Genomic DNA, 26,430 nt, shown 5'->3' with positions numbered 1-26,430 from the left:
GGGTTGATCATGACCGAGTTGGCGCGGTTGAAGTTTTATGCCACTCAGCCTCATTCCTGCAGTTATCTGCCCGAGGAACAGGCCACGACCCTGTTTCTCGATCCGAGCCAGCCCATGGATGTGCATGTCTACGCAGACCTGTCGGAAATGGGCTTTCGTCGCAGCGGCGATCATCTGTACCGCCCGCATTGCCAGAACTGCAATGCCTGCGTGCCTGCGCGCATTCCGGTGGCGCAGTTCAACCCCAATCGCCAGCAGAAACGCATTTTCAAACGCAACGCCGACTTGCAGGTACGCCCGGTCAAACCGGCCTTCAGCGAAGAGTATTTCGATCTTTATCAGCGCTACATCGAACAGCGCCATGCCGACGGCGACATGTACCCGCCGAGCCGTGATCAATTCTCGACTTTTCTGGTTCGCGACCTTCCCTTCTCGCGCTTCTACGAGTTCCGTCTCGACGGACGGTTGCTGGCCGTCGCCGTCACCGATCTGCTGCCCAATGGCCTGTCGGCGGTCTACACCTTTTACGAACCGGAAGAAGAACGCCGCAGCCTCGGACGCTACGCCATCCTCTGGCAAATCGCTGAAGCCGGACGCCTTGGACTTGAAGCCGTGTACCTTGGCTACTGGATCAAAAACTGTAAAAAGATGAACTACAAGACCCAATATCGGCCTATCGAACTGCTGATTAATCAGCGCTGGGTCATCCTGAACTGAACGCAAGCCCTAAACCCCTTGGCGTAAACCCCATTTTTCGGGCACAATGCACGCCGCTTTTGCCTGGCGCAGTTGCACCGGGCCATTCATTGGATACCGAGGGCTTTACTGCATGTCGAAAGAAGACAGCTTCGAAATGGAAGGCACTGTCGTCGACACCCTGCCCAACACCATGTTTCGTGTGGAGTTGGAAAATGGGCACGTCGTAACCGCGCATATTTCCGGCAAGATGCGCAAGAACTACATTCGTATTCTTACCGGTGACAAAGTGCGCGTCGAGCTGACGCCCTATGACTTGAGCAAAGGGCGTATTACTTACCGCGCTCGCTAATCAAGTCAATACAAGACGCCCGGCTTAATGCCGGGCGTTTTTGTTTGTCCGGGATTTGGTTCTTTGTGCTTGAGTTTTGGGGGCATATCCGTTGCTTCGGGTGCTGCCGCTGGCGGTTTCGCTCTTACAGCGAGTCACTTTTTTCAAACGCCAAAAAAGTAACCAAAAAGTCTTGGCCCCGGCGTACGGCACTTCGCTTAGGCTCAGTGTTCCCTCGCTACGGTGTCCATCAGGGGGCATCGCCTACGGTTTGCTTCGCTGCACCTCCTCTCGATGTATGCGGCTTCGCCGCACGGCGCTGCGCGCCTACCCCCTGATGAACACCTTCGCTCGGCCTGCCGAAGGGGCAAAAAATCAAAAGCCAGAGCCAGAGCCAGATCAAGAGCCACTCACCACGATGAGCGTTAGCTCGAGTACTGCTTTTGATCGCAAGGCCCGTCGGCAGGCTGAGTGGAGGGATTGATTCGGGGTGGGAGCGAAGCGACCGTTTGGCGAAGCCAAACACATCGAGAGGAGGTGCAGCGAAGCAAACCGTAGGCGATGCCCCCGGATCGATCCCGGAGCGAAGGAACCCCGAGCCTCAGCGAGGGGCCGTACGTCAGGGTAGAGACCTTTTGGTTACTTTTGGGGCGTTTGCCAAAAGTGACCCGCCGTAAGGGCGGAACCATAAGCCGCAGCACCCGAAGAAACGGATATTCACACCCAACAACCAGACAACAAAAAGGCGCCCGAAGGCGCCTTTTCACTTACCAGCCATCAGGCCATTTCTGCGGTGGTCTCGAAGTCAAACGTCAGCTCACCATCCTTGATGTCGATGTGAACCACACCGCCATGCTCGGCCAGTTCGCCAAACAGAATCTCCTCCGCCAGCGGACGCTTGATCTTGTCCTGGATCAGACGTGCCATCGGGCGAGCGCCCATTGCCGAGTCGTAGCCACCGGCTGCCAGCCAACTGCGCGCCGCGTCGGTAACTTCCAGCAGCACCCGCTTGTCTTCCAGCTGCGCCTGAAGTTCGGTGAGGAACTTGTCCACCACGCTTTTGATGACCTCGTGACTGAGGCGACCAAATTGAATGATGGTGTCCAGGCGGTTGCGGAATTCCGGCGTGAAGCTCTTCTTGATCACTTCCATCGCATCGGACGAGTGGTCCTGATGAGTGAAACCGATCGAAGCACGCGCCGCGGTTTCGGCACCGGCGTTGGTGGTCATGATCACGATTACGTTGCGGAAATCCGCCTTGCGCCCGTTGTTGTCGGTCAGCGTGCCGTGGTCCATCACCTGCAGCAGCAGGTTGAAGACTTCCGGATGCGCCTTCTCGATTTCATCGAGCAGCAATACACAATGCGGTTGCTTGGTAATCGCCTCGGTCAACAGACCGCCCTGGTCGAAACCGACATACCCCGGAGGCGCACCGATCAGACGCGATACGGTGTGGCGCTCCATGTACTCGGACATGTCGAAGCGAACCAGTTCGATCCCCAGCGCCTTGGCCAATTGCCGCGCAGCTTCGGTTTTACCGACACCGGTAGGCCCGGCGAACAGGAACGAACCGACTGGCTTGTCCGGCGACTTGAGGCCCGCACGGGACAGTTTGATCGCAGTCGACAGCGAATCGATCGCCGCATCCTGACCAAACACCGTCAGTTTCAGGTCGCGCTCCAGGTTACGCAGCAGCTCCTTGTCGGAACTGGTGACGTGTTTTGGCGGAATACGTGCGATCTTCGCCACGATGTCCTCGACCTGCGGCACGTCGATGCGCTTCACGCGCTTGTCGACCGGTTGCAGACGCTGGTAGGCGCCCGCCTCGTCGATCACATCAATGGCCTTGTCCGGCATATGCCGGTCATTGATGTAGCGCGATGCCAGTTCCGCAGCGGCGCGCAGCGACTCATCGCTGTACTCGATGTTGTGGTGCTGTTCGAAACGCCCTTTCAGGCCACGCAGGATACCGATGGTGTCTTCCACCGACGGCTCGACCACATCGACCTTCTGGAAGCGACGCGCCAAGGCACGGTCTTTTTCGAAGATGCCACGGAATTCCTGGAACGTGGTCGAACCGATGCAGCGAATGTCACCCGACGACAGCAGCGGCTTGAGCAGGTTCGAGGCATCCATGACGCCACCGGACGCAGCGCCCGCACCGATGATGGTGTGAATCTCGTCGATGAACAGAATCGCCTGCGGACGTTTTTTCAGCTCACCGAGCAGCGCCTTGAAGCGCTTCTCGAAATCGCCGCGATATTTGGTGCCTGCGAGCAAGGCGCCCAGATCGAGGGAATAAACGACGCTGTTGGCCAGCAGGTCCGGCACCTGGTTGTCGACAATGCGCTTGGCCAGGCCTTCGGCAATCGCGGTTTTACCCACGCCCGCCTCGCCTACCAGCAGCGGATTGTTCTTGCGCCGACGCGCGAGAATCTGCGCGACACGCTCGACTTCCGTTTCACGCCCGACCAGCGGATCGATCCGGCCCTGGCGTGCGAGTTCGTTGAGGTTGCTGGCATACGCATCCAGCGGATTGCCTGAAGAAGAAGACTCACCGCCCTCGTCGTCCTGCATATCTTGTTCACCTTCAGAGTGATCGCCATGCCCCGGCACCTTGGAAATGCCATGGGCGATATAGTTGACGACATCGATTCGTGCAACGCTCTGCTGTTTCAGCAGGAACACTGCCTGACTCTCTTGCTCACTGAAGATTGCAACCAGCACATTGGCGCCGGTTACTTCGCGCTTGCCCGAGCTCTGCACATGAAAGACAGCACGTTGCAGCACACGCTGGAAGCCCAGGGTTGGCTGGGTTTCGCGATCTTCGTCGTGGACGGGGATCAGCGGCGTGGTGGAGTCGATGAACTCCTGCAGGTCGTGCTTGAGTTTGTCGAGGTTTGCGCCGCAGGCACGCAATACGGTGGCGGCAGCCTCATTGTCCAATAGGGCCAGCAGCAGGTGCTCGACGGTCATGAACTCATGACGCTTCGAACGAGCCTCCTTGAAGGCAAGATTGAGGGTGACTTCGAGCTCGCGGTTTAACATAGCTTCACCTCATACCCAAGTGGTCGGCGATTAACCGTCCTTCTCGATTTCACAGAGTAGCGGATGCTGGCTTTCCCTGGCGTACTGGTTGACCTGCATGGCCTTTGTCTCGGCGATGTCGCGGGTAAACACTCCACATACTGCCCGCCCTTCTGTGTGGACGGCCAGCATGACCTTGGTCGCCAGCTCGCGATTCAGGTTAAAAAACACCTCGAGCACTTCGACGACGAAATCCATCGGTGTGTAGTCATCATTAAACAAAACCACCTTGTACATCGGCGGCGCCTGTAACGCAGGCTTTGCTTCCTGAACAGCAACGCCTGCCGAATCGTCGTCGTGCTCCTGTGGAAGATCCTTTTGGAGAAGCGGGCGATCCTGATTGAATGTTAGTCGAATCTGGCTGATTGCATGCATGGAAAGAAAGGTTCGTCAGTTGTGCAAATACAGTGGTGGGGGCGGCTTGACACGTTTTCAACTCCGACTGCCCGGTCACCTTGACTATCGGGAAAACGGTGTTACAACCAATAGAACCCACAGTGGGTAAAAAAGATCCGCGGAGTCAATCTTTTTAACGGATTCGACTGCGGATGAATTGGATGATACTCCAGCGATGGAGACTGTTGCAGAGGGATTTGAGCATGGTTGTCGGCAAGGTGAAATGGTTCAACAATGCCAAGGGGTTCGGTTTCATCAACACCGACGCCCGCGAGGGGAAAGATGAGGACGGCAAGGAAATCGATTTCTTTGCCCACTACTCCGCCATTGAAATGGACGGGTACAAAACCCTCAAAGCCGGGCAAATCGTCAAATTCGAGATCGTGCAAGGACCCAAAGGCCTGCATGCCACAAAAATTCAGAATGTCGAGGCCGCAAAAGACGCCGTCTCGCCAGCGGCTCATCAGCAGTCAGTGACCAGCTGAAACGACCAGAACACCTGCCAGAAAACAAACCGCCCGGCTCGATCACTCGAGCCGGGCGGTTTCGTTGCAGCTGTCGTTCTTACATGTGCTTGACGATCGCTTCACCGAAGCCCGACGACGACACCAGCGTGGCGCCTTCCATCAGACGTTCGAAGTCATAGGTCACGGTCTTGGCCTTGATCGCGCCGTTCGTGCCCTTGATGATCAGATCTGCCGCCTCGGTCCAGCCCAGGTGACGCAACATCATTTCGGCCGACAGGATCACCGAACCCGGGTTGACCTGGTCCTTGCCGGCATATTTCGGCGCGGTACCATGGGTCGCCTCGAACATGGCCACGGTGTCGGACAGGTTGGCACCCGGCGCAATACCGATACCACCCACTTCCGCCGCCAGGGCGTCGGAAAGGTAGTCACCGTTCAAGTTAAGGGTGGCGATCACATCGTATTCGGCCGGACGCAGCAGGATCTGCTGGAGCATGGCGTCGGCGATGGCGTCCTTGACGATGACTTCGCGACCGGTTTTCGGGTTCTTGAATTTCATCCACGGGCCGCCATCCAGCAACTCGGCACCGAATTCATCCCGCGCCACTTCGTAGCCCCAGTCCTTGAAGGCACCCTCGGTGAATTTCATGATGTTGCCCTTGTGCACGATGGTCAGCGACTTGCGATCGTTGTCCACTACGTATTGCAGGGCCTTGCGCACCAGACGCTTGGTGCCTTCTTTCGAAACCGGTTTGATGCCGATACCGCAATCCTGGTCGAAACGGATCTTGGTGACGCCCATTTCTTCCTTCAGGAATTTGATGACCTTGGTGGCTTCCGGGGAGCCGGCCTTCCATTCGATACCGGCATAAATGTCTTCGGAGTTCTCGCGGAAGATCACCATGTCGACGTCGCCGGGCTTTTTAACCGGGCTCGGTACGCCTTCGAACCACACCACAGGGCGCAGGCAGACATAGAGATCGAGCTGTTGACGCAGGGCAACGTTGAGGGAGCGGATGCCGCCACCGACCGGAGTGGTCAGCGGCCCCTTGATGGAAACCACGTAATCCTTGACCGCGTCCAGGGTTTCCTGAGGCAGCCAGGTGTCCTGGTCATAGACTTGAGTTGCTTTTTCGCCAGCATAAACCTCCATCCAGGAAATCTTGCGCTTGCCCCCGTAGGCCTTTGCCACGGCAGCATCAACCACTTTGATCATCACAGGGCTGACGTCGACGCCAATGCCGTCACCTTCAATGAAGGGAATGATCGGGTTATCAGGGACATTGAGAGAATGGTCTGCGTTGACGGTGATTTTGTCGCCGACGGCTGGAACCTGAATCTTCTTGTAACCCATGCTGAACTCCATTGTTTGGATTGAACATCTGGCTTGGTTCGAGCGTAACCCAGTTGAATCAACACGCAAACCCTCTGTTCCGGGCTCACCTACATCTCGTTTCGTACAAGCCTGAAAGCAAAGGGAAAAGCGCCAATCTCAAGCATTCACGGCGACTCTACGCCCCACCCCGCCCTGCGACCTTTAGACCAATGGACGAGAATCGTTGCATATGAACCATCGGCAGATTGCCAGCTACCTATGTATAATGCCGCCCGCTGACCAAAGGGTCACGACGGCTGGCCTCTCTAGCACGAGACTTTCCGCCTGATTGGTCGGGTTGTTACCGCAGTCCGACTGCTTGACGCTCTACTGATGCACCCAACATCACCGCGAAGATTCTCGACATTCGGTTCATGGATGACTTTGAACGAACGCGCTTACCCGGCGCCCCTCGAGTTTCTGCGCACGCTTTAGCAAAGAAGAGAGAGTTAATCCGAATATGCCCACCCGCTCGAAGATCATCTATACCTTCACCGACGAAGCTCCAGCCCTCGCCACCTATTCCCTGCTGCCGATCATCGAGGCTTACACCGCCTCGGCCGATATCGCCGTGGAAACCCGCGATATCTCTCTTGCAGCACGTATTCTGGCCAGCTTCCCCGAGCAACTGGGCGACAAAGCCGTAGCCGACCACCTCGCCGAACTGGGCGACCTGGCCGTTACGCCTGAAGCCAACATCATCAAGCTGCCGAACATCAGCGCCTCGGTTCCGCAACTGCAAGCCGCGATCAAAGAACTGCAAGCCCAGGGCTACAACCTGCCGGACTACCCGGAAACCGTGACCAGCGACGCCGATAAAGACGCCAAGGCGCGTTACGACAAGGTCAAGGGCAGCGCCGTGAACCCGGTTCTGCGTGAAGGCAACTCCGACCGACGTGCTCCGCTCTCGGTCAAGAACTACGCGCGCAAGCACCCGCACAAAATGGGCGCCTGGGCCAAGGACTCCAAGTCCCACGTCGCTCACATGAGCACCGGCGATTTCTACGGCAGCGAAAAAGCTGCCCTGATCGACGCCGCTGACGCCGTGAAGATCGAGCTGATTGCCAAAGACGGTACCGCCACCGTCCTGAAAGAAAAAACCACCGTTCAGGCTGGCGAGATCCTCGACTGCTCCGTAATGAGCAAAAAGGCCCTGCGCGCGTTCATCGCCGCTGAAATCGACAGCGCCAAGCAACAAGGCGTGCTGTTGTCGGTTCACCTGAAAGCCACCATGATGAAGGTCTCCGACCCGATCATGTTCGGCCAGATCGTTGCCGAGTTCTACAAAGACGCCCTGACCAAGCACGCCGACGTGCTGGCCGAGATCGGCTTCAACCTGAACAACGGCATCGGCGACCTGTACGCCCGCATCAAATCCCTGCCGGCCGAGCAGCAAGCCCAGATCGAAGCTGACGTTCAGGCGGTCTACGCCGTTCGTCCGTCGCTGGCGATGGTCAACTCCGACAAAGGCATCACCAACCTGCACGTGCCGAGCGACGTCATCGTCGACGCCTCGATGCCGGCCATGATCCGTGACTCCGGCAAGATGTGGGGCACCGACGGCCAGCTGCACGACACCAAGGCCGTGATCCCGGATCGTTGCTACGCCACCATCTACCAGGCCGTGATCGAAGATTGCAAAGCCAATGGCGCTTTCGATCCGACCACCATGGGCAGCGTGCCAAATGTTGGCCTGATGGCCAAAAAGGCTGAAGAGTACGGCTCCCACGACAAGACCTTCCAGATCAAGGCCGACGGCGTGGTTCGCGTGACCGACAGCAAAGGCACCCTGCTGATGGAACAGGCTGTCGAAGCCGGCGACATCTTCCGCATGTGCCAGACCAAAGACGCGCCGATCCAGGACTGGGTCAAACTGGCCGTCAACCGTGCTCGCGCAAGCAGCACCCCGGCCATTTTCTGGCTGGACCCGATGCGCGCCCACGACGGCGTGGTGATCGAGAAGGTTCAGGCTTACCTGAAGGATCACGACACCGCCGGCCTGGACATCCAGATCATGGCGCCGGTCGACGCGATGAAGTACACCCTGCAGCGCACCCGCGAAGGCAAGGACACCATTTCGGTGACCGGCAACGTACTGCGCGACTACCTGACCGACCTGTTCCCGATCATGGAACTGGGCACCAGCGCCAAGATGCTGTCGATCGTGCCGCTGATGAACGGCGGTGGCCTGTTCGAAACCGGCGCCGGCGGTTCGGCTCCGAAGCACGTGCAGCAACTGGTCGAAGAGAATTTCCTGCGTTGGGATTCGCTGGGTGAATTCCTGGCCCTGGCCGCTTCTCTCGAGCACCTGGGTGTGAACTACAACAACCCGAAAGCGCTGGTTCTGTCCAAGACCCTGGACCAGGCCACCGGCCAGTTCCTGGACAACAACAAGTCGCCATCGCGCAAAGTCGGCAACATCGACAACCGCGGCAGCCATTTCTACCTGGCCATGTACTGGGCACAAGCCCTGGCTGCCCAGACCGAAGACGCTGCACTGCAGGCGCAGTTCGCAACTTTGGCCAAGACCCTGACCGAGAACGAAGCGACCATCGTCGCCGAGCTCAACGCCGTTCAAGGCAAGCCAGTGGACATCGGCGGTTACTACCACGCCAATGCCGAGCTGATCAGCAAGGCCATGCGCCCGAGCGCAACCCTCAACGCGGCGATTGCTGCGCTGGTATAAGGTTGTAAAGGGAACATCACAAACCCCGGCCATGCGCCGGGGTTTGTGTTTCTGCCTTCCGCCCAGGAGATTCAATCAATGCAATGGCTCCCCCACATCACCGTCGCCACCATCGTCGAGGACAACGGTCGTTTCCTGATGGTCGAGGAACACAAGGCCGGACGTAACGTGCTCAATCAGCCCGCCGGTCATCTGGATCCGGACGAAACCCTGATCGAAGCCGCCGTGCGCGAAACCCTCGAAGAAACCGGCTGGGACGTCGAACCCACCAGCGTGATCGGCATTTATCTGTACACCGCACCGAGCAACGGCGTGACTTACCAGCGTGTGTGCTTCAGCGCCAAAGCCGTGAAACACCACCCGGATTACCAACTGGACGACGGCATCGTCGGCGCCAAGTGGCTGACCCGCGACGAATTATTGGCCCAGCGCGACAACTGGCGAAGCGAGCTGATCATCCGCTGCATCGATGATTATCTGGCCGGCAATCGCTTCGGTCTCGAACTGATCCGCCCTTCCCTTTAGCCTTGAGGCCGTGAGCCTGATAGAATCGCGTCCTTTTTCAAGACACTCATTGAATCCCTATGCGTGATCCAGCCCCTTCTGACACATCCAAGAAGCGCGTCATTGTCGGCATGTCCGGCGGCGTGGACTCTTCCGTTTCCGCTCTCCTGCTGATCGAGCAGGGTTATGAGGTGGAAGGCCTGTTCATGAAGAACTGGGAAGAAGACGACGGAACGGAATACTGCACCGCCATGGACGACCTGGCGGATGCCCAGGCCGTGTGCGACAAGATCGGCATCAAGCTGCACACCGCCAACTTCGCCGCCGAGTACTGGGACAACGTGTTCGAGCATTTCCTGGCCGAATACAAGGCCGGACGCACGCCGAACCCGGACATCCTGTGCAACCGCGAGATCAAGTTCAAGGCGTTCCTCGACTACGCCATGATGCTCGGTGCCGACCTGATCGCCACCGGTCACTACGTGCGCCGCCGCGACATCGATGGCCGTACCGAACTGCTCAAGGGCCTGGATCCGAACAAGGACCAGAGCTACTTCCTGCACGCCGTCGGCGGCGAACAGATCGCCAAGACCCTGTTCCCGGTCGGCGAGCTGGAAAAACCGGAAGTCCGTGCGATTGCCGAGAAATACGAGCTGGCCACCGCCAAGAAGAAGGACTCCACGGGGATCTGCTTCATCGGCGAGCGTCGTTTCAGCGATTTCCTCAAGCAATACCTTCCGGCGCAACCGGGCGAGATCAAGACCACCGAAGGCGAAGTCATCGGCCGTCACCACGGCTTGATGTACCACACCATTGGCCAGCGCCAGGGCCTGGGCATCGGCGGTCTGAAAGACGCCGGCGACGAGCCGTGGTACGTGCTGCGCAAGGATCTGGACACCAACGAACTGATCGTCGGCCAGGGCAACAACCATCCGTGGCTGTTCTCCAGCGCCCTGCTCGCTTCGGAAATCTATTGGGTCAACCCGATCGATTTGAGCCAGCCGCTGCGCCTGACCGCCAAGGTTCGTTATCGCCAGAGCGATCAGGCCTGCACGCTGGAAAAGACAGCGACCGGCTACCGCGCCGTGTTCGACGAGCCGCAACGCGCGGTCACGCCAGGCCAGTCGGTGGTGTTCTATGACGGTGAAATCTGCCTCGGTGGCGGCGTGATCGAAGTCGCCCAGCCGTGGAGCGGCCAGGCATGAGCCCGACTCAGGAGCAACTGACGGCTCTGGGTGGCGTGTTTCTCGCCGCCGTGCTGGTCGACCGGATCGCCAAGACCGGCCAGACCAACGAGGCCGGCCTGAGCTGCATGCTCGGCAGCCTGTTGGTTCGCGACCCGAAAGACACCCTGGATGTTTACGGCGGCGACGATATCAACCTGCGCGAGGGTTACCGCGCACTGATCGGCGCCCTTGAGCGCGACCCGAGCACCTTGCAGCGCGAGCCGTTGCGCTACGCTTTGTCGATGCTTGGCCTTGAGCGACAACTGGCCAAGCGCAACGACATGCTCGACGTGATCGGCAAGCGTCTGCCGCAGATTCAGTCGCAGGTCGAGCATTTCGGCCCGGCCCACGAAAACGTGATCGCGGCTTGCGGTGCGCTGTATCAGGACACCCTGAGCACGCTGCGCCAACGCATTCAGGTGCATGGCGACATGCGCAACCTGCAGCAGCCGAGCAATGCCTCGAAGATCCGCGCCCTGCTGCTTGCCGGCATCCGTTCGGCACGCCTGTGGCGTCAGTTGGGCGGCCATCGCTGGCAGTTGGTGATCAGTCGTCGCAAATTGCTCAAAGAGCTATATCCGTTGATGCGCAGCGAGTAAATCGCCGCACAATAAATGCTTTGTAGTCTGTAACGCGTAATACGCCGGTCAGTTGGCGACGGACCGGCGGATTTTTTCATGTATGATACGCGCCCCATTTCGTTGCCCGACTGTCCGAGAACACCCCATGCAGCTCTCTTCGCTCACTGCGGTTTCCCCTGTTGACGGCCGCTACGCCGGCAAAACCCAGGCCCTGCGCCCGATTTTCAGCGAGTACGGCCTGATCCGTGCCCGCGTTCTGGTTGAAGTGCGCTGGCTTCAGCGCCTGGCCGCTCACGCCGGCATCCCGGAAGTGCCAGCCTTCTCCGCCGAAGCCAACGCCGTTCTGAACGAACTGGCCGAAAACTTCTCGCTGGAGCACGCCGAGCGCGTGAAAGAGATCGAGCGCACCACCAACCACGACGTGAAAGCGATCGAGTACCTGCTCAAGGAGCAGGCGGCCAAGCTGCCGGAACTGGCCAAGGTCAGCGAATTCATCCACTTCGCCTGCACCAGCGAGGACATCAACAACCTGTCCCACGCCCTGATGCTGCGCGAAGGCCGTGACGACGTGATGCTGCCGCTGATGCGCCAGACCGCCAACGCCATCCGCGAACTGGCCCTGCGCTTTGCCGACGTGCCAATGCTGTCGCGCACCCACGGTCAGCCGGCTTCGCCGACCACCCTGGGTAAAGAGCTGGCGAACGTGGTTTACCGTCTCGAGCGCCAGATCGCTCAAGTCGCCGCCGTTCCGCTGCTGGGCAAGATCAACGGCGCTGTCGGCAACTACAACGCTCACCTGTCGGCCTACCCGCAGATCGACTGGGAAGCCAACGCCCGCGCCTTCATCGAAGACGAGCTGGGCCTGGCCTTCAACCCGTACACCACGCAGATCGAGCCGCACGACTACATCGCCGAGCTGTTCGACGCCATTGCGCGCTTCAACACCATCCTGATCGACTTCGACCGTGACATCTGGGGCTACATCTCCCTGGGTTACTTCAAGCAGCGCACCATCGCCGGCGAAATCGGTTCGTCGACCATGCCGCACAAGGTCAACCCGATCGACTTCGAAAACTCCGAAGGCAACCTGGGCATCGCCAACGCGCTGTTCCAGCACCTGGCGAGCAAACTGCCGATCTCCCGCTGGCAGCGCGACCTGACCGACTCCACCGTGCTGCGTAACCTCGGCGTCGGCTTCGCTCACAGCGTGATCGCGTACGAAGCCAGCCTCAAAGGCATCAGCAAACTCGAACTGAACGCTGACAAGATTGCTGCCGATCTGGACGCTTGCTGGGAAGTCCTGGCCGAGCCGATCCAGACCGTGATGCGCCGCTACAACATCGAGAACCCGTACGAGAAGCTGAAAGAACTGACCCGCGGCAAGGGCATCAGCCCTGAAGCGCTGCAGACTTTCATCGATGGCCTGGACATGCCGGCCGCGGCGAAAGCCGAGCTCAAGCAACTGACCCCGGCCAACTACATCGGCAACGCTGTAGCGCAAGCCAAACGCATCTGATCGACTGCTTGACCCGTTTGAGACGCCCGGCCGCGCCGGGCGTTTTTATTCCCGTCTGAAAAATGCTTTTTTTCAATAGGTTACATATGAATCCCGATATTCCTCTTCAACTTCTGGGTGGTCTCACGGCGCGCGAGTTCATGCGCGACTACTGGCAGAAAAAGCCACTGCTGATCCGTCAGGCGATTCCCGATTTCGAAAGCCCGATCGACGCCGACGAACTCGCCGGCCTGGCCCTGGAAGAAGAAGTCGAATCGCGCCTGGTGATCGAACATGGCGAGCGCCCATGGGAACTGCGCCGCGGCCCGTTCGCCGAAGACGAATTCAGCAAACTGCCGGAGCGCGAGTGGACCCTGCTGGTGCAGGCGGTCGATCAGTTCGTGCCGGAAGTCAGCGAGCTGCTGGAAAACTTCCGCTTCCTGCCGAGCTGGCGCGTCGATGACGTGATGATCAGCTTCGCCGCCCCGGGTGGCAGCGTTGGCCCGCACTTCGACAACTACGACGTGTTCCTGCTGCAAGGCCACGGCAAGCGCAACTGGAAAATCGGCCAGATGTGCGATTCCGAGAGCCCGCTGCTGCAACATGCAGACCTGCGCATCCTCGCCGAATTCCACGAGACTGAAGAGTGGGTCCTGGAACCGGGCGACATGCTCTACCTGCCGCCGCGCCTGGCTCACTGCGGCGTTGCCGTCGATGACTGCATGACCTACTCGGTCGGCTTCCGCGCACCAAGCGCCGCCGAAGTGCTGACCCACTTCACCGACTTCCTCAGCCAGTTCCTGACTGACGAAGAGCGTTACACCGATGCCGATGCGAAGCCGGTCAGCGATGATCCGCACCAGATCCAGCACGATGCACTCGGCCGCCTGAAGGCACTGCTCGCCGAGCACATGAGCGACGAACGCCTGCTGCTGACCTGGTTCGGCCAGTACATGACCGAGCCGCGTTATCCAGAGCTGGTGGTCGGCCCGGAAGAAGTCGAAGAAGAAGACTTCCTCAGCGCCCTCGAAGACGGCGCCATCCTGATCCGCAACCCGAGTGCACGCCTGGCGTGGTCGGAAGTCGATGACGATCTGCTGCTGTTCGCCAGCGGTCAGAGCCGTTACCTGCCGGGCAAGCTGCGCGAGCTGCTGAAGCTGATCTGCTCGGCTGACGCCCTGCACACCGACAACCTCGGCGACTGGCTGAGCGACGAAGACGGTCGTGGCCTGCTGTGCGAACTGGTCAAACAGGGAAGCCTGGGGTTCGCCGACGATGAATAAGATTCGCGTACGTGTTGCAGACTGGCAAAAGGACAACGCCGAGATCCGCCGCATTCGCGAAACGGTGTTCATTGCCGAACAATCTGTTCCACCCGAGCTTGAGTGGGACGCCGATGATGCCACGGCGGTGCATTTCCTGGCCTTCGAAGGCGACTTTCCGATCGGCACCGCCCGCCTGCTGCCCGACGGGCACATCGGCCGGGTTTCAGTGCTCAAGGACTGGCGCGGACTGAAGGTCGGCGATGCGCTGATGAAGGCGGTCATCGCAGAAGCTGAAACACGCGGGCTGAAGCAGCAGATGCTCAGCGCGCAGGTGCAGGCCACGGCGTTTTATGAGCGTCTGGGTTTCAATCTGGTCAGCGAGGAATTCCTGGAAGCGGGGATTCCGCATGTCGACATGGTTCGTCATTCGGCATAACGCTAGATGAGCACCACAAAACGCCCCGACATCGACCGATGCCGGGGCGTTTTGCTGTCTAGGATTCAACTTGCCCCACCCCGGGCCGACAAACTGGCAATATCAAGCCTTTCGAAAGCGGAGATAACGGACATGTCCCTACGCACCCTGCTCACCACCCTGCTGCTCGGTTGCAGTTTTTCGGTGATGGCAGCCACAGAAATCGTGCCCCTCAAGTACCACACCAGCGCCGACATGCTGCCGGTGGCTCAGGACTTCATCGGCAAGGACGGCCAGGTCAGCGCCTATGGCAATCAACTGATCGTCAAGGCCGAGCCGGACAAGATCCAGGAATTGAAAGCCCTGCTCACCCAGCTCGATACCGCCCCCAAACGCCTGCTGATCACCGTCGACACCAACGAAAACAACCAGCAGAACACCGGCGACCAGCAAACCAGAATCATCAACTACAGCACCGCCAGCCGTGACGGCGGCATTCAGCAGATTCAGGCCAGTGAAGGTGCGCCCGCCCTGATCCAGGTCGGCCAGAGCGTGCCGATCACCAGCAGCCAGACCAACTCCTACGGCGATTACAGCAGCCAGACCCAATATCGCAACGTCACCCAGGGCTTCTATGTCACCGCCAGCGTCACCGGTGACACCGTTCACCTGGCAATCAGTACAAACCGTGACCGCATGAGCCAGGAACGTCCCGATGTAGTGAACGTGCAAAGCACCGACACAACTGTCACAGGCCGCCTGGGCGAGTGGATCACCCTCGCCGGCGTGAACCGCGAGACTCAGGCCGACAAACAGGGCCTGGCCCGCAGCTACTCGACTCAAGGCCGGGATGACATGACGTTGCGGGTGAAAGTCGACACGCTGGACTAAAGCACCGAAAACTGACTGATTAGTCGTATTAGACGAAAGATGTAGTGCTTGAAAAAAAGCACTACAAAACGTTTGACGAGCCAAAAAAGCGAAGGCATGATGGCCTCGCTCCCGCTAATCAGAGGCCCTGGCAAGGGCCTTCGAAGCGATGCTCGCACCCAACCCCGCGAGCCGTTTCGTGTCTGTACCGCCCACAAGGTGTGTTTGACGAGGTTGCCGACTGGAACGAAGTTGTCCCGAGGGACGGAAGCGTAATTAGGTAACCCGGCTTTACACTGTAGTTCGCACAAAGGCCCACGACGCCCTAATGCGCCCGCCAGTTCGCCTTTACCTGCTCACTTCCCCTCGAGCCCATCGTTCATCCCGTCGCCTGCCCCGCCGAACCCGACCTGACCACCTAAGCTTCTGGTCAGCGAGCGCAAGGAATTTTCCACCGCAGAACAACTTTTCATAAAGACGCGACGAGGTTTATCTCCATGGCACTGACACGCGAACAGCAAATTGCAGCCCTTGAAAAAGACTGGGCTGAAAACCCGCGCTGGAAAGGCGTGACTCGCAATTACTCCGCTGCTGACGTCATCCGTCTGCGTGGCTCGGTTCAACCAGAGCACACTTTTGCGAAAATGGGCGCCGAGAAGCTGTGGAACCTGGTCACCCAGGGTGCCAAGCCGTCCTTCCGCCCAGAGAAAGATTTCGTCAACTGCATGGGCGCCCTGACCGGCGGCCAGGCTGTGCAGCAGGTCAAAGCCGGTATCCAGGCGATCTACCTGTCGGGCTGGCAAGTCGCTGCGGACAACAACTCCGCCGAATCGATGTACCCGGACCAGTCGCTGTACCCGGTGGACTCGGTTCCAACCGTGGTCAAGCGCATCAACAACTCGTTCCGTCGTGCCGACCAGATCCAGTGGAAAGCCGGCAAGAACCCGGGCGACGAAGGCTACATCGACTACTTCGCGCCAATCGTGGCTGATGCCGAAGCCGGTTTCGGCGGCGTACTGAACGCCTACGAGCTGATGAAGAGCATGATCGAAGCAGGCGCCGCCGGCGTTCACTTCGAAGACCAGCTGGCTTCCGTGAAGAAATGCGGCCACATGGGCGGCAAGGTTCTGGTGCCAACCCAGGAAGCCGTACAGAAGCTGACCGCTGCTCGTCTGGCTGCCGACGTTGCCGGTGTACCGACCATCATCCTGGCCCGTACCGACGCCAACGCTGCCGACCTGCTGACTTCCGACTGCGACCCGTACGACCAGCCGTTCGTAACCGGCACCCGCACTCAGGAAGGTTTCTACAAGGTGCGTGCCGGTCTGGACCAGGCAATCGCCCGTGGCCTGGCCTACGCGCCGTACGCTGACCTGATCTGGTGCGAAACCGCCAAACCGGACCTGGAAGAAGCCCGTCGCTTCGCCGAAGCGATCAAGAAGGAATACCCGGACCAGATCCTGTCGTACAACTGCTCGCCTTCCTTCAACTGGAAGAAAAACCTGGACGACGCGACCATCGCCAAGTTCCAGCGCGAACTGTCCGCCATGGGTTACAAGCACCAGTTCATCACCCTGGCCGGCATTCACAACATGTGGCACAGCATGTTCAACCTGGCGCACGACTACGCCCGCAACGACATGACTGCCTACGTGAAGCTGCAGGAGCAGGAATTCGCTGACGCCGCCAAGGGTTACACCTTCGTGGCTCACCAGCAGGAAGTGGGCACCGGCTACTTCGACGACATGACCACCGTGATCCAGGGTGGTACGTCCTCGGTGACCGCGCTGACCGGTTCGACCGAAGAAGAACAGTTCCACTGATCGACTTCGCCTGAGCAAACGGCCTTTGCGGACCGTATAGAAAGCTAACCGCATTGCCGAAAGACTGACGCCCCGACTGGTTCGGGGCGTTTTTTTGCCTGCGGCTTTCGGAGCACCTCGAGGACGGCACAACCTGCGAGACAAAACATTGATCCAGAGCGCTATCCGCGTCACAAAAATCGGTTAAAACGTGCGCCGCCGCTACTTGCAGTAACGCGGATATAAGACAACTTCCCAACTGCCCACTCGCTGAACAGTTACAAAACCGCCTCAAACGATATTAATTATCATTTAGCAGCAACTATGTTCGTTACATTTCCTACAAAACATAATTCGTGAAATCCCGGCTAATGCCCGCAACGCATGGGCTACAGGGCCATAGAGGTGCGCTATGTCCTTATTCCAATAAATAATTTCGCTATAGGAATTTTACTTGCCGGGTGTTTAGCCATAAAATCAGCGCGATTGATTGCTGCGACATATCGTCACTGCCTTATTTCTTTATCAAGCTCAGAGACCTTTGCTCTCTGTTAAGGATTTCCAGCATGCCCGAAGCGACAGGACTCATGGCCCACAACTGGGGCTTTGCCATTTTCCTTCTGGGTGTAGTCGGCCTGTGTGCCTTCATGCTCGGCGTCTCCAGCCTCCTCGGGTCAAAAGCCTGGGGCCGCAGCAAAAACGAACCGTTCGAGTCCGGCATGCTACCTACCGGTGGCGCCCGCTTGCGGCTCTCAGCCAAATTCTATCTGGTCGCGATGCTGTTCGTGATCTTCGATATCGAAGCCCTCTTTCTCTTTGCATGGTCTGTGTCCGTCCGCGAAAGCGGCTGGACCGGATTCGTCGAAGCTCTCGTTTTCATAGCAATTCTGTTGGCAGGTCTTGTCTACCTGTTCCGAGTGGGCGCCCTTGACTGGGCTCCGGAAGCTCGTCGCAAGCGGCAGGCGAAGCTGAAACAATGAGGCTTTGGCAATGCAATACAATCTCACCAGAATCGACCCCGATGCTCCTAACGAGCAGTATCCGATCGGCCAGCGGGAAACCGTTTCCGATCCGTTAGAAGATCAAGTCCACAAAAACATTTTCATGGGCAAGCTGGAAGACGTGCTGAGTGGCGCGGTCAACTGGGGACGTAAGAACTCCCTGTGGCCGTACAACTTCGGTCTTTCGTGCTGCTATGTGGAAATGACCACCGCCTTCACGGCGCCCCACGACATCGCGCGCTTCGGCGCCGAAGTTATCCGGGCATCACCGCGTCAGGCTGACTTCATGGTTATCGCCGGGACCTGCTTCATCAAGATGGCGCCGATCATTCAGCGTCTCTACGAGCAGATGCTCGAGCCGAAATGGGTTATCTCCATGGGTTCGTGCGCCAACTCCGGTGGCATGTACGACATCTACTCCGTGGTTCAAGGGGTGGACAAGTTCCTGCCCGTGGACGTCTACGTACCTGGCTGCCCGCCCCGTCCAGAAGCATTTCTGCAAGGCTTGATGCTGCTGCAGGAATCCATTGGCCAGGAGCGTCGCCCACTTTCCTGGGTCGTTGGCGATCAAGGCGTTTATCGCGCCGACATGCCTTCGCAGAAGGAACAGCGCCGCGAACAGCGAATCGCAGTCACCAATCTGCGTAGCCCTGACGAAGTCTGATCCAGATCTGTTTCAAAGAAACGAGAAGCTGGCTTCATTCTTTACGTTGACCGAAAGCGAAAAAATAACCATGACTACAGGCAGTGCTCTGTACATCCCGCCTTACAAGGCAGACGACCAGGATGTGGTCGTCGAACTGAACAACCGTTTTGGCGCCGAAGCGTTCACCGCTCAGCCGACCCGCACCGGCATGCCGGTGCTGTGGGTGGCCCGCGCCAAACTCGTTGAAGTCCTGACTTTCCTGCGCAACCTGCCCAAGCCGTACGTCATGCTCTATGACCTGCACGGCGTGGACGAGCGTCTGCGCACCAAGCGTCAAGGGCTGCCATCGGGCGCCGACTTCACCGTGTTCTATCACCTCATGTCGCTGGAACGTAATAGTGACGTGATGATCAAGGTCGCCTTGTCCGAGAGCGACCTCAGCTTGCCGACCGTCACCAGCATCTGGCCGAACGCCAACTGGTACGAGCGCGAAGTCTGGGACATGTACGGCATCGACTTCAAAGGTCACCCTCACCTGTCGCGCATCATGATGCCGCCGACCTGGGAAGGTCACCCGCTGCGCAAGGACTTCCCGGCGCGCGCCACCGAATTCGATCCGTTCAGCCTGAACCTGGCCAAGCAACAGCTCGAGGAAGAAGCCGCACGCTTCCGTCCTGAAGACTGGGGCATGAAGCGCTCCGGCCCGAACGAGGACTACATGTTCCTCAACCTCGGTCCGAACCACCCTTCGGCTCACGGTGCGTTCCGTATCATCCTGCAACTGGACGGTGAAGAGATCGTCGACTGCGTTCCGGACATCGGTTACCACCACCGTGGCGCCGAGAAGATGGCCGAGCGTCAGTCCTGGCACAGCTTCATTCCGTACACCGACCGTATCGACTACCTCGGCGGCGTGATGAACAACCTGCCGTACGTGCTCTCGGTCGAGAAGCTCGCCGGCATCAAGGTACCCGAGAAGGTCGACGTCATCCGCATCATGATGGCCGAGTTCTTCCGGATCACCAGCCACCTGCTGTTCCTGGGTACCTACATCCAGGACGTCGGCGCCATGACCCCGGTGTTCTTCACCTTCACCGACCGTCAGAAGGCGTACACGGTGATCGAAGCCATCACCGGTTTCCGTCTGCACCCGGCCTGGTACCGCATCGGTGGCGTCGCCCACGACCTGCCGCGCGGCTGGGAAAAACTGGTGAAGGACTTCGTTGAATGGCTGCCAAAGCGCCTCGACGAATACACCAAGGCCGCCCTGCAGAACAGCATCCTCAAGGGTCGTACCATCGGCGTTGCCCAGTACAACACCAAAGAGGCCCTGGAATGGGGCGTCACCGGTGCCGGCCTGCGTTCCACCGGTTGCGACTTCGACCTGCGTAAGGCGCGCCCATACTCCGGCTACGAGAACTTCGAGTTCGAAGTGCCGCTGGCCGCCAACGGCGATGCCTACGACCGCTGCATGGTTCGCGTCGAAGAGATGCGCCAGAGCGTCAGGATCATCGACCAGTGCCTGCGCAACATGCCGGAAGGCCCGTACAAGGCGGATCACCCGCTGACCACGCCGCCGCCGAAAGAGCGCACGCTGCAGCACATCGAAACCCTGATCACGCACTTCCTGCAAGTTTCGTGGGGCCCGGTCATGCCGGCCAACGAATCCTTCCAGATGATCGAAGCGACCAAGGGCATCAACAGTTATTACCTGACGAGCGACGGCGGCACCATGAGCTACCGTACCCGGATCCGTACTCCGAGCTTCGCCCACCTGCAGCAGATCCCTTCGGTGATCAAAGGCAGCATGGTCGCGGACCTGATTGCGTACCTGGGTAGTATCGACTTCGTTATGGCCGACGTGGACCGCTAAGCATGAACAGCACGCTTATCCAGACAGACCGTTTCACCCTCAGTGAAACCGAGCGCTCGGCCATCGAGCACGAGCTGCATCACTACGAAGACCCGCGCGCGGCGTCGATCGAAGCCCTGAAGATCGTCCAGAAGGAACGCGGCTGGGTGCCGGACGGCGCTCTGTACGCCATCGGCGAGATCCTCGGCATTCCGGCCAGCGACGTTGAAGGCGTGGCCACGTTCTACAGCCAGATCTTCCGTCAGCCGGTCGGCCGTCACATCATTCGCGTCTGCGACAGCATGGTCTGCTACATCGGCGGCCACGAGTCGGTGGTCAGCGAAATCCAGAACAACCTGGGTATCGGCCTTGGTCAGACCACCGCCGACGGTCGTTTCACCCTGCTGCCGGTCTGCTGCCTCGGCAACTGCGACAAGGCACCGGCGCTGATGATCGATGACGACACCTTTGGCGATGTCCAGCCTGCCGGCGTCGCCAAACTGCTCGAGGGCTACGTATGACCCTGACTTCTTTCGGTCCGGCCAACCGCATCCAGCGTTCGGCCGAGACTCACCCGCTGACCTGGCGCCTGCGTGACGACGGCGAAGCCGTGTGGCTCGACGAGTACCAGGCCAAGAACGGTTATGCCGCTGCGCGCAAGGCCTTCGCCGACATGGATCAGGACGCCATCGTCCAGACCGTGAAGGACGCCGGCCTCAAGGGTCGTGGCGGTGCAGGCTTCCCCACTGGCGTGAAGTGGGGTCTGATGCCCAAGGACGAATCCATCAACATCCGCTACCTGCTGTGCAACGCGGATGAAATGGAGCCGAACACCTGGAAAGACCGCATGCTGATGGAGCAACTGCCCCATCTGCTGATCGAAGGCATGCTGATCAGCGCCCGCGCGCTGAAAACCTACCGTGGCTACATCTTCCTGCGTGGCGAGTACACCACCGCTGCCAAGCACCTGAACCGTGCCGTGGAAGAAGCCAAGGCAGCGGGCCTGCTGGGCAAGAACATCCTGGGCAGCGGCTTCGATTTCGAGCTGTTCGTCCACACCGGTGCCGGGCGTTACATCTGCGGTGAAGAAACCGCACTGATCAACTCCCTCGAAGGCCGCCGCGCCAACCCACGCTCCAAGCCGCCCTTCCCTGCCGCCGTTGGCGTGTGGGGCAAGCCAACCTGCGTGAACAACGTTGAAACCCTGTGCAACGTGCCGGCGATCATCGCCGACGGCGTGGACTGGTACAAATCGTTGGCCCGCGACGGCAGCGAAGACATGGGCACCAAGCTCATGGGTTTCTCCGGCAAGGTCAAGAACCCTGGCCTGTGGGAACTGCCATTCGGCGTGACCGGTCGCGAGCTGTTCGAAGACTACGCCGGCGGCATGCGCGACGGTTACAAGCTCAAGGCCTGGCAGCCAGGCGGCGCCGGTACCGGTTTCCTGTTGCCGGAACACCTCGATGCACAAATGTACGCCGGCGGCATCGCCAAGGTGGGCACCCGTATGGGTACCGGCCTGGCCATGGCGGTGGACGACAGCGTCAACATGGTGTCCCTGCTGCGCAACATGGAACAGTTCTTCGCTCGCGAATCCTGCGGTTTCTGCACCCCTTGCCGTGATGGCCTGCCATGGAGCGTCAAGCTGCTGATGGCCATCGAACAAGGCCGCGGCCAGCCAGGCGACATCGAGACCCTGCTGGGTCTGGTCAACTTCCTCGGCCCGGGCAAGACCTTCTGTGCTCACGCACCGGGTGCCGTGGAGCCGTTGGGCAGTGCCATCAAATACTTCCGTCCAGAGTTCGAAGCCGGTATCGCGCCTGCAAGCGCCGCCGTCCCGCCTCTGGCGAAGCCGATTGTAGTCGGCGCGTAAACGCTTAAAAAAAGGCGAAGGGTCCGTGCCCTTCGCCTTTCGTCCGATGACGCCTTTCGGGGCTGACTGGATTCGGACGGATAACAAGATTCCATTAGCCACGCCCGCTGACACCGGGCCAACGAAGACCTTTGAACCATGGCCACTATCCACGTAGACGGCAAAGCGCTCGAAGTCGACGGGGCAGACAACCTGTTACAGGCATGTCTGTCGCTGGGCCTCGACATCCCTTATTTCTGCTGGCACCCCGCGCTAGGTAGCGTCGGGGCCTGCCGCCAGTGCGCGGTCAAGCAGTACACCGACGAGAACGACACCCGTGGTCGTATCGTCATGTCCTGCATGACCCCGGCCACCGACAACACCTGGATCTCCATCGACGATGAAGAATCCAAGGCGTTCCGCGCCAGTGTCGTCGAATGGCTGATGACCAACCACCCGCACGACTGCCCGGTCTGTGAGGAAGGCGGTCACTGCCACCTGCAAGACATGACTGTGATGACCGGCCACAACGAGCGCCGTTATCGCTTCACCAAGCGCACCCACCAGAACCAGCAACTGGGCCCGTTCATTTCCCACGAAATGAACCGCTGCATCGCCTGCTACCGCTGCGTGCGCTTCTACAAGGACTACGCCGGCGGCACCGACCTCGGTGTGTACGGCGCCCACGACAACGTGTACTTCGGTCGCGTTGAAGACGGCACCCTCGAAAGCGAGTTCTCCGGCAACCTCACCGAGGTCTGCCCGACCGGTGTGTTCACCGACAAGACTCACTCCGAGCGCTACAACCGTAAGTGGGACATGCAGTTCTCGCCGAGCATCTGCCATGGCTGCTCCAGCGGTTGCAACATCTCCCCGGGCGAGCGTTACGGCGAACTGCGTCGCATCGAAAACCGTTACAACGGTTCGGTGAACCAGTACTTCCTGTGCGACCGTGGCCGTTTCGGTTATGGCTACGTCAACCGCACCGACCGTCCACGTCAGCCACTGCTGGCCGACGGAACCAAGCTGAGCCTGGACGACGCGCTGGATAAAGCCGCCGACCTGCTGCGTGGTCGCAATATCGTCGGTATCGGTTCGCCGCGTGCCAGCCTCGAAAGCAACTACGCGTTGCGTGAACTGGTCGGCGCCGAGCACTTCTACTCCGGTATCGAAGCCTCCGAGCTGGAACGCATCCGTCTGGTCCTGCAAGTGCTGAAAGACAGCCCGCTGCCAGTGCCGAACATGCGCGACATCGAAGACCATGACGCCGTGTTCGTCCTCGGTGAAGACCTGACCCAGACCGCCGCCCGTATGGCCCTGGCCCTGCGTCAGTCGGTAAAAGGCAAGGCCGAAGACATGGCCGAAGCCATGCGCGTCCAGCCTTGGCTCGACGCCGCGGTGAAGAACATCGGTCAGCACGAACTGAACCCGCTGTTCATCGCCAGCCTGGCTGAAACCAAGCTCGACGACATCGCCGAAGAGTGTGTACACGCCGCGCCGGACGACCTGGCCCGCATCGGTTTCGCCGTGGCTCACGCCCTGGACGCCAGCGCACCGGCCGTCGAAGGTCTGGACGCCGAAGCCCTGGAACTGGCCAAGCGCATCGCCGACGCCCTGCTCGCTGCCAAGCGTCCGCTGATCATCGCCGGTACTTCGCTGGGCTCCAAAGCCCTGATCGAAGCGGCTGCGAACATCGCCAAGGCCCTGAAGCTGCGCGAGAAGAACGGTTCGATCAGCCTGATCGTGCCGGAAGCCAACAGCCTCGGCCTGGCCATGCTCGGTGGCGAATCGGTAGATGCCGCGCTGCAAGCGGTCATCGACGGCAAGGCCGACGCAATCGTCGTTCTGGAAAACGATCTGTACACCCGTACCGCCAAAGCCAAGGTCGATGCGGCACTGAACGCTGCGAAAACAGTGATCGTTGCCGACCACCAGAAGACCGCCACCAGCGACCGCGCGCATCTGGTTCTGCCAGCCGCCAGCTTCGCTGAAGGCGACGGTACGCTGGTCAGCCAGGAAGGTCGCGCCCAGCGCTTCTTCCAGGTTTTCGACCCGCAATACATGGACGCGAGCATTCTGGTCCACGAAGGCTGGCGCTGGCTGCACGCCCTGCGCGCCACCCTGCTGAACCAGCCGATCGACTGGACGCAACTCGACCACGTCACCTCCGCCGTTGCTTCGAGCACCGCGCAACTGGCCGGCATCGTCGACGCTGCACCGTCCGCCGCGTTCCGCATCAAAGGCATGAAACTGGCCCGTGAACCGCTGCGCTACTCCGGCCGCACTGCAATGCGCGCCAACATCAGCGTTCACGAACCGCGCACCCCGCAAGACAAGGACACCGCGTTCGCCTTCTCGATGGAAGGTTACTCGGGCTCCGCCGAACCGCGTCAGCAAGTACCGTTCGCCTGGTCGCCGGGCTGGAACTCGCCGCAAGCCTGGAACAAGTTCCAGGACGAAGTCGGTGGTCACCTGCGCGCTGGCGATCCGGGCACCCGCCTGATCGAAAGCACCGGTGATTCGCTGAACTGGTTCGCCGCTGCGCCACGTGCGTTCAACCCGGCGCCGGGTACCTGGCAAGCCGTGCCGTTCTTCCACCTGTTCGGCAGCGAAGAGAACTCTTCGAAAGCCGCTCCGGTTCAGGAACGCATCCCGGCGGCCTACGTTGCTCTGGCCAAGTCCGAAGCCGATCGCCTGGGCGTCAACGACGGCGCACTGCTGAGCCTCAACGTTGCCGGCCAGACCCTGCGTCTGCCGCTGCGCATCAATGAAGAGCTGGGCGCAGGTCTGGTGGCATTGCCTGCGGGCATCGCCGGCATTCCACCGGCATTCGCCGGCGTATCCGTTGATGGTCTGCAGGAGGCAGCGCAATGACCTGGTTCACCCCTGAAGTGATCGATGTGATCCTGACGGTCATCAAAGCCATCGTGATCCTGCTGGCCGTTGTGGTCGCAGGCGCGTTGCTCAGCTTTGTCGAACGTCGCCTGCTGGGCTGGTGGCAGGACCGTTACGGTCCGAACCGCGTCGGCCCGTTCGGCATGTTCCAGATCGCAGCGGACATGCTGAAGATGTTCTTCAAGGAAGACTGGACCCCGCCGTTTGCCGACAAGGTGATCTTCACCCTGGCACCGGTGGTGGCCATGTCCGCCCTGCTGATCGCGTTCGCGATCATCCCGATCACCCCGACCTGGGGTGTGGCGGATCTGAACATCGGCCTGCTGTTCTTCTTCGCCATGGCCGGTCTGTCGGTCTACGCGGTGCTGTTCGCCGGCTGGTCGAGTAACAACAAGTTCGCCCTGCTGGGCAGCTTGCGTGCCTCGGCGCAGACCGTGTCCTACGAAGTGTTCATGGGCCTGGCCCTGATGGGCATCGTGGTGCAGGTCGGCTCGTTCAACATGCGCGACATCGTCGAGTACCAGGCGCAGAACCTGTGGTTCATCATTCCGCAGTTCTTCGGCTTCTGTACCTTCTTCATCGCTGGCGTGGCCGTGACTCACCGTCACCCGTTCGACCAGCCGGAAGCGGAACAGGAACTGGCCGACGGTTACCACATTGAATACGCCGGTATGAAATGGGGCATGTTCTTCGTCGGTGAATACATCGGCATCATCCTGATCTCGGCGCTGCTGGTCACCCTGTTCTTCGGTGGCTGGCACGGTCCGTTCGGCATCCTGCCGCAACTGTCCTTCGTCTGGTTCGCACTGAAGACCGCGTTCTTCATCATGCTGTTCATCCTGCTGCGCGCTTCCATTCCGCGTCCGCGTTATGACCAGGTGATGGACTTCAGCTGGAAATTCTGCCTGCCACTGACCCTGATCAATTTGCTGGTGACCGCTGCAATCGTGTTGTGGAACACGCCTGCAGTTGCGGTTCAGTGAGGATT

At 59.7% G+C, this 26,430-nt stretch carries 22 protein-coding genes; 19 read left to right on the top strand and 3 right to left on the bottom strand.

Annotation, left to right across the window (positions count from 1 at the left end; translation table 11 throughout):
* Positions 1–9 precede the first annotated feature (9 nt).
* The gene (locus M5B44_RS26300; protein WP_119427033.1) at positions 10–717 is read left to right on the top strand and encodes an arginyltransferase; all 708 of its coding nucleotides are present in this window, start codon (positions 10–12) and stop codon (positions 715–717) included.
* A 112-nt stretch (positions 718–829) separates the two neighbouring features.
* On the top strand, positions 830–1,048 hold the full coding sequence (infA, locus tag M5B44_RS26295; RefSeq protein WP_002553999.1) for a translation initiation factor IF-1: 219 nt from the start codon (positions 830–832) through the stop codon (positions 1,046–1,048).
* A 756-nt stretch (positions 1,049–1,804) separates the two neighbouring features.
* On the opposite strand, the gene clpA is transcribed toward infA, so the two are convergent.
* Positions 1,805–4,075 carry an ATP-dependent Clp protease ATP-binding subunit ClpA gene (gene clpA, locus M5B44_RS26290; protein WP_085712381.1) on the bottom strand — a complete coding sequence of 757 codons (2,271 nt, stop codon included), beginning with the start codon at positions 4,073–4,075 and terminating at the stop codon, positions 1,805–1,807.
* A 30-nt stretch (positions 4,076–4,105) separates the two neighbouring features.
* Positions 4,106–4,489, bottom strand: a complete 384-nt coding sequence (gene clpS, locus M5B44_RS26285; protein ID WP_011334948.1) for an ATP-dependent Clp protease adapter ClpS — start codon at positions 4,487–4,489, stop codon at positions 4,106–4,108.
* A 224-nt stretch (positions 4,490–4,713) separates the two neighbouring features.
* Here clpS and M5B44_RS26280 point away from each other — a divergent pair, with 224 nt between their 5' ends.
* Positions 4,714–4,995 (top strand): cold shock domain-containing protein, encoded by a 282-nt coding sequence (locus M5B44_RS26280; RefSeq protein ID WP_085712382.1) that lies wholly within the window; start codon positions 4,714–4,716, stop codon positions 4,993–4,995.
* Between the two features lie 79 nt (positions 4,996–5,074).
* On the opposite strand, the gene icd is transcribed toward M5B44_RS26280, so the two are convergent.
* The gene (gene icd, locus M5B44_RS26275; RefSeq protein WP_085712383.1) at positions 5,075–6,331 is read right to left on the bottom strand and encodes an NADP-dependent isocitrate dehydrogenase; all 1,257 of its coding nucleotides are present in this window, start codon (positions 6,329–6,331) and stop codon (positions 5,075–5,077) included.
* A 481-nt stretch (positions 6,332–6,812) separates the two neighbouring features.
* Here icd and M5B44_RS26270 point away from each other — a divergent pair, with 481 nt between their 5' ends.
* The 16 genes from M5B44_RS26270 (at position 6,813) to nuoH (ending at position 26,425) form a co-directional block, all read left to right on the top strand.
* Complete coding sequence (locus M5B44_RS26270; protein WP_114884013.1) at positions 6,813–9,038, top strand: NADP-dependent isocitrate dehydrogenase; 2,226 nt, start codon at positions 6,813–6,815, stop codon at positions 9,036–9,038.
* A gap of 78 nt (positions 9,039–9,116) precedes the next feature.
* Positions 9,117–9,563, top strand: coding sequence for an NUDIX hydrolase (locus M5B44_RS26265; protein ID WP_103386160.1), 447 nt, complete (start codon positions 9,117–9,119; stop codon positions 9,561–9,563).
* A gap of 59 nt (positions 9,564–9,622) precedes the next feature.
* On the top strand, positions 9,623–10,747 hold the full coding sequence (mnmA, locus tag M5B44_RS26260; RefSeq protein WP_248741019.1) for a tRNA 2-thiouridine(34) synthase MnmA: 1,125 nt from the start codon (positions 9,623–9,625) through the stop codon (positions 10,745–10,747).
* Positions 10,744–11,367: a high frequency lysogenization protein HflD gene (hflD, locus tag M5B44_RS26255; protein WP_064380694.1), complete on the top strand. Its 624-nt coding sequence runs from the start codon at positions 10,744–10,746 to the stop codon at positions 11,365–11,367. Before mnmA ends, hflD begins: the two co-directional genes overlap by 4 nt.
* A 127-nt stretch (positions 11,368–11,494) precedes the next feature.
* The gene (gene purB, locus M5B44_RS26250; protein ID WP_085712387.1) at positions 11,495–12,865 is read left to right on the top strand and encodes an adenylosuccinate lyase; all 1,371 of its coding nucleotides are present in this window, start codon (positions 11,495–11,497) and stop codon (positions 12,863–12,865) included.
* An 86-nt stretch (positions 12,866–12,951) separates the two neighbouring features.
* The gene (locus tag M5B44_RS26245; protein WP_114884016.1) at positions 12,952–14,127 is read left to right on the top strand and encodes a cupin domain-containing protein; all 1,176 of its coding nucleotides are present in this window, start codon (positions 12,952–12,954) and stop codon (positions 14,125–14,127) included.
* Complete coding sequence (locus M5B44_RS26240) at positions 14,120–14,545, top strand: GNAT family N-acetyltransferase (RefSeq protein ID WP_134827362.1); 426 nt, start codon at positions 14,120–14,122, stop codon at positions 14,543–14,545. Before M5B44_RS26245 ends, M5B44_RS26240 begins: the two co-directional genes overlap by 8 nt.
* Before the next feature lie 132 nt (positions 14,546–14,677).
* A complete protein-coding gene (locus tag M5B44_RS26235) occupies positions 14,678–15,415 on the top strand; it encodes a secretin N-terminal domain-containing protein (protein WP_248741018.1) in 738 nt (245 codons plus the stop codon).
* A gap of 476 nt (positions 15,416–15,891) precedes the next feature.
* Complete coding sequence (gene aceA / locus M5B44_RS26230; protein WP_248741017.1) at positions 15,892–17,217, top strand: isocitrate lyase; 1,326 nt, start codon at positions 15,892–15,894, stop codon at positions 17,215–17,217.
* A gap of 545 nt (positions 17,218–17,762) precedes the next feature.
* Positions 17,763–18,176, top strand: coding sequence for an NADH-quinone oxidoreductase subunit A (locus M5B44_RS26225; RefSeq protein ID WP_003223812.1), 414 nt, complete (start codon positions 17,763–17,765; stop codon positions 18,174–18,176).
* Between the two features lie 10 nt (positions 18,177–18,186).
* Positions 18,187–18,861 (top strand): NuoB/complex I 20 kDa subunit family protein, encoded by a 675-nt coding sequence (locus M5B44_RS26220; protein WP_007951456.1) that lies wholly within the window; start codon positions 18,187–18,189, stop codon positions 18,859–18,861.
* Positions 18,862–18,931: 70 nt separating this feature from the next.
* The gene (gene nuoC, locus M5B44_RS26215; protein WP_248741016.1) at positions 18,932–20,716 is read left to right on the top strand and encodes an NADH-quinone oxidoreductase subunit C/D; all 1,785 of its coding nucleotides are present in this window, start codon (positions 18,932–18,934) and stop codon (positions 20,714–20,716) included.
* Positions 20,717–20,718: 2 nt separating this feature from the next.
* Entirely contained in the window at positions 20,719–21,216 is a 498-nt protein-coding gene (gene nuoE, locus M5B44_RS26210; protein WP_003223804.1) for an NADH-quinone oxidoreductase subunit NuoE, read from the top strand.
* Positions 21,213–22,568 carry an NADH-quinone oxidoreductase subunit NuoF gene (nuoF, locus tag M5B44_RS26205; protein ID WP_064380702.1) on the top strand — a complete coding sequence of 452 codons (1,356 nt, stop codon included), beginning with the start codon at positions 21,213–21,215 and terminating at the stop codon, positions 22,566–22,568. The genes nuoE and nuoF overlap by 4 nt, the downstream gene beginning before the upstream one ends.
* Before the next feature lie 138 nt (positions 22,569–22,706).
* Complete coding sequence (nuoG, locus tag M5B44_RS26200) at positions 22,707–25,421, top strand: NADH-quinone oxidoreductase subunit NuoG (protein ID WP_248741015.1); 2,715 nt, start codon at positions 22,707–22,709, stop codon at positions 25,419–25,421.
* Positions 25,418–26,425, top strand: coding sequence for an NADH-quinone oxidoreductase subunit NuoH (nuoH, locus tag M5B44_RS26195; protein WP_007951460.1), 1,008 nt, complete (start codon positions 25,418–25,420; stop codon positions 26,423–26,425). The genes nuoG and nuoH overlap by 4 nt, the downstream gene beginning before the upstream one ends.
* Positions 26,426–26,430: the final 5 nt, after the last annotated feature.

It is taken from the genome of Pseudomonas sp. MWU12-2029 (genome assembly GCF_023242425.1).
In the GTDB taxonomy this organism is placed as follows: domain Bacteria; phylum Pseudomonadota; class Gammaproteobacteria; order Pseudomonadales; family Pseudomonadaceae; genus Aquipseudomonas; species Aquipseudomonas kribbensis.
Note: the sequence above shows the minus strand (reverse complement) of the source record. Positions and strands in the feature narration are given on the sequence as shown.